5 protein-coding genes and 1 pseudogene are annotated in these 4,604 nt (G+C 27.5%); all 6 read left to right on the top strand.

What is annotated here, in order from left to right:
• Positions 1 to 293: 293 nt before the first annotated feature.
• The 6 genes and pseudogenes from B2W91_RS10560 (at position 294) to B2W91_RS10585 (ending at position 4,453) form a co-directional block, all read left to right on the top strand.
• Positions 294 to 1,364: a glycosyltransferase gene (locus tag B2W91_RS10560; protein ID WP_291580620.1), complete on the top strand. Its 1,071-nt coding sequence runs from the start codon at positions 294 to 296 to the stop codon at positions 1,362 to 1,364.
• A 190-nt stretch (positions 1,365 to 1,554) separates the two neighbouring features.
• Positions 1,555 to 2,127: pseudogene (locus tag B2W91_RS10565) on the top strand (peptide-methionine (S)-S-oxide reductase MsrA); the annotation flags it as partial.
• A gap of 162 nt (positions 2,128 to 2,289) precedes the next feature.
• A complete protein-coding gene (locus tag B2W91_RS10570) occupies positions 2,290 to 2,619 on the top strand; it encodes a HesB-like protein (protein ID WP_291580621.1) in 330 nt (109 codons plus the stop codon).
• 148 nt (positions 2,620 to 2,767) lie between these two features.
• Positions 2,768 to 3,916 carry a 30S ribosomal protein S1 gene (gene rpsA / locus B2W91_RS10575; RefSeq protein ID WP_291580623.1) on the top strand — a complete coding sequence of 383 codons (1,149 nt, stop codon included), beginning with the start codon at positions 2,768 to 2,770 and terminating at the stop codon, positions 3,914 to 3,916.
• Between the two features lie 209 nt (positions 3,917 to 4,125).
• Positions 4,126 to 4,296: a hypothetical protein gene (locus B2W91_RS10580; RefSeq protein ID WP_163247951.1), complete on the top strand. Its 171-nt coding sequence runs from the start codon at positions 4,126 to 4,128 to the stop codon at positions 4,294 to 4,296.
• Positions 4,297 to 4,312: 16 nt separating this feature from the next.
• Positions 4,313 to 4,453 carry a hypothetical protein gene (locus B2W91_RS10585; RefSeq protein ID WP_291580624.1) on the top strand — a complete coding sequence of 47 codons (141 nt, stop codon included), beginning with the start codon at positions 4,313 to 4,315 and terminating at the stop codon, positions 4,451 to 4,453.
• Positions 4,454 to 4,604 lie beyond the last annotated feature (151 nt).

Raw genomic sequence — 4,604 nt, forward strand, 5'->3', positions numbered from 1 at the left:
TAACTGTGCATTGTGAATTGTGAATTGTGCACTAATATAAGTTGTGCATTAATCTAAAAGTTGTGAATTAATATATCAAACTGTAACTCATATTCAGACATACATTAAATTTTAGAGTAGTTTATCCATATATATGTAACTAAAGGCAAATTACCTTCATATTATATAAAAGTATATTACCGCATATATTGACAAAAAAATCAAGTCATTATAGAGGTGTACACTTATTTTCTACTAAATTTGCAGGTTTAGCATATTGCAGGTTTAGAATTAATGTCACTGTGGAGGTAAGTATGATTACTATTAGTTTATGTATGATTGTCAGAGATGAAGAAGATGTTATAGAAAGATGTTTAGATTCCATAAAAGATGTTGTGGATGAAATAATAATTGTTGATACTGGCTCTGAAGATAAAACTATTGAACTTGCTAAAAAGTATACAAATAATATATATAATTTTAAATGGATAGATGATTTTGGAGCTGCTAGAAACTATTCTTTTAGTAAAGCTACAAAGGAGTATATATTATGGTTAGATGCAGATGATATTCTTCCTTATGAAGATAAGGAAAAACTAAAGTATCTTAAGGAAACTTTAGATAGTTCTGTAGATTCTGTTACTATGAATTATCAAACTCATTTTGATGAATTTGAAAATCCTATTCTAACTTTTAAAAGAAATAGATTAGTAAAACGAGAAAAACATTTTCTATGGATAGGATTTATACATGAATATCTTGAAGTGTTTGGAAAAACTATAGATAGTGATATAAACGTTGTGCATAAAAAGTTAAAAGGTAGTGGAAAGAGAAATTTAAAAATATATCAGAATAAGTTAAAAGAAGGATATGTATTTAATGCTAGAGATACCTATTATTATGGAAAAGAGCTTTTTTATAATGGAATGTACTATGAAGCAATTGACAAACTTGAAGAATTTATGGCTATGGATGGATGGGTTGAAGATAAAATAGATGCCTTATATAAGATTGCTGATTGTTATGATGGAATAGGAAATCATAAAAAGGCTAGAGAGAGCTGTTTAAGGGCCTTTGAATATAGTAGCCCTAGAGCAGAAAGTTGCTATAGATTAGGTTATTTCTTTCAAAAAGAAGAAAGGTATGATGAGGCAATATATTGGTATGAAACTGCTACTAAGTTAAAAATTCCTGAAAATTTTTTGGGATTTATAAGTATAGATCATTGGACATGGCGTCCTCACCTTCAATTATGTGTCTGCTATCATAAGATAAATAAAATACAAGAATCCTTTGAGCATAATGAATTAGCAGCAAAATTTAGACCTCAAGATAGTAGTGTTATAAATAATAGAGAATTTTTTAAGAGTATTGGTATACAATAATATTAATTTGAAAAGCCTCCATAGATTTGGAGGTTTTTATATTCTAATTTACAAAAGGGTTTTTATATTTTAATATTATTTTAAAACTAATTTTGAGAGTGAGGTATGGTTAATAATGATAATGGTTGATTCAGAATTACCAAAAAATTTAAAAACAGCAACGCTAGCGGTGGGATGATTTTGGACTCCAGATGCCAAGTTTGGTATAGTTGACGGAGTTATTAGAACAAGGGTGGGATATTGTGGAGGAACTACAGTGAATCCTACTTATAATAATATTGGTGACCATGCAGAAACCTTTGAGTTCGATTATGATGGAGATAAAATTACATATGAAGAAATAATAAATGGCTTTTGGGATAGTCATACACCAGAAAATAAAACTGGTATAGCTCAATATAGATCTATTATATTTTATAGAACAGATGAAGAGAGAATTATAGCAGAAAATTCTAAAAGGGATTTCGAAAAAGCCTTAGGTATGAGCTTTAATACAGAGATAATACCATTAAGTAAATTTTATTTAGCAGAAAATTATCATCAAAAATACTATCTCCAGAAAGCATCTATTTTGATGAAGGAACTAGCTACTAAATATTCTAGTTTCAAGGAGTTCGTGAGCTCTACCTTAGCCTGCAAATTAAATAGCTATTGTAAGGGGCATGGAACCATTGCAATGTTAAAGAATGATATTCACGAATTTGAATTAAATGAAATATCAAAAAGAGTTTTGTTTGATATAGTAGAAGGATATGGAAAATAATCTGCGAATAATATAATATATAAAGGAAAACATAAAAATAAATTATTATTGCATTATATTTATTTTTATATTATTATGTAATTACCTTAATTAATAATTGTTCTCAATAAAATTTGGCTTTTGTTAATTTGGTGATAATAAATTAAAAGAGAGGTATAAACTATGAGCATCGTTAAAATGAGCGAAAATGCTGCTAAAGAATTTAAGCAGTTTTTATTAGACAATGAAGTTACAGCTAATGTTATTAGAATACATTTTGCAGGAATGAGCTGTTGTGGGCCATCATTCAATCTTGTTTTAGATGAACAAAAGCCTGAAGATAATACAGAAGTAATAAATGAATTAACATTTTTAGTTGATAAAGATGTTACAACTCAGTTTGGAGCATTAACAATATTATCTGGAGAAGAAAATGGCATGAGTGGATTTTCTATTGAGCCTGAAAAGAAACCAGAAGGTGGCGGATGCTCAACTTGCTCTAGTTGTGGCTAATACTTAAGGAAGGAGAAATCCTTCCTTTTATTTATTTGTAAAAATGGACTTTATCCAGCATAAAATTTTATTGGTCTTCTTTATTCATATTGAAAATACTATATTTAGTGTATATACTTTGTATATAAGCAAGAAAGGGGAAAGTGTGATGGAAAATTCAATGAAAGAGTTTATGAATGAAATAGATAAGTCTCTAAATAAAATTTATAAAGGTGATATATTAAAAGGTAAGGTTTTATCCGTAAAAGACACTGATGTATTAGTAAATATAAATTTTATGTACGATGGAGTAATATATAAAAATGAGATATGTAACGAAGATGAGGATTTAAAAGATTTCATTAATGAAGGAGAAGAAATAGAAGTATATGTTTTAGGAATTAATGAGAGTGAAGGTCATGTGCTTTTATCAAAGAGAAAAGCAGATGCAATAAAATCATTAGATAAAATAGAACAAGCATATAAGAATAATAATGTAATTGGTGCAACTACAAGAGAAGTTGTTAAAGGTGGAATAGTTGCTGATGTTGATGGTATAAGGGCATTTATTCCTGCTTCACAAGTTTCTAATGAGTATGTAAAAGATTTATCTAAATTCATTAATGAGAAGTTTGAGGTTAAGGTTATAGAATTTAATAAAGAAGATAATAAAATCATATTATCAAGAAGGATAGTCTTAGAAGAAGAAAAAGAAAAGAAAATTAATGATTTATGGAATTCATTGAAAAAGGGAGAGAAAAGAAAAGGTGTAGTATCAAGACTTGTTAATTTTGGTGCCTTTGTTGATCTAGGTGGATTAGATGGATTAATTCATTTAAATGATTTATCTTGGAAAAGAATTATGAATCCTAGTGATGTAGTGTCAATAGGAGATGAAGTTGAAGTTTATGTATTAGATTTTGATAGGGCTAAAAATAGAATATCTCTAGCTTTAAAAGATATGGATTATGATCCATGGAATAATATCGAAAACAAATTTAGCACTGGTGATATTGTTGAAGGTAAAGTTGTAAAATTTATGAATTTTGGTGCCTTTGTCGAAATAACTGATGGTGTAGAAGGATTAGTCCATATTTCAGAAATTTCTGAGGAAAATATAACAAAGCCACAAGATAAATTATCCATAGGTGAAGTTGTTAAAGTTAAAATTTTAAATGTAGATAAAAATAGAATTTCTTTAAGTATTAAGGAAACTGTAGAAGGTTCAAAAGAAGATTATGAAAAATATAATGATAATAGTGATGTTACACTTGGTGATGTCTTTAAAGATGCTCTAAAGAATTTTAAATTTGATTAATTTTCTGGAGATTTAACCTTAGATTTTATCACACAACACAAATTAAATTTTAAACTTATTTTTTATAAAACACACGAAGAAATAGTATTATTCTTTGTGTGTTTTATTTTTATACTTAATATTGAATGTAATTAAACCTTATATTTCTAGTATATTAGAAAAGTAAATAAGCAAACTATTATTAGAAAGTTATAAGGAGGAGTTTATTTATGGCTAAAAAAGGAATGAGAAGACCTAATGTTGAAGAACCACATGGAACAGAAAGTAATCATAAACAAAAGTTCCCTAAAAATGATTTTCATCCAGTACCAGAAATTCAAGGAAAAGCAAAAAGCAAGCATAATAAAGCAAATCCAATAAACTATGATGGAAAGTGGTAAAAGGAGATGAAATAATATGCCAAAAGATAGTCAACCAGATAATAAAATAGCTAGAATGGAAAAATGCAATTATCAAACACCTATAACAGAAGAAAATCAAAATCAAAATAGAAATGCCAAAAAACATTCTGTGAAGAATTTTAAGAAAAACATATAGCTAGGATTATTCCTAGCTCGTTTTATATAAGAAATCAATAAAGTAAACTTTTATTTATTATTCCCTTCCATAAATGGAATATAATATGGCAAATGGCAATATTTTTTGTTAAAATTAGAGTTGAAATAAATGAATCTGTTAAGTAGTTATG

Origin of the sequence: Clostridium sp. UBA6640, assembly GCF_002455975.1 — a bacterium.
Taxonomy (GTDB): domain Bacteria; phylum Bacillota; class Clostridia; order Clostridiales; family Clostridiaceae; genus Clostridium_J.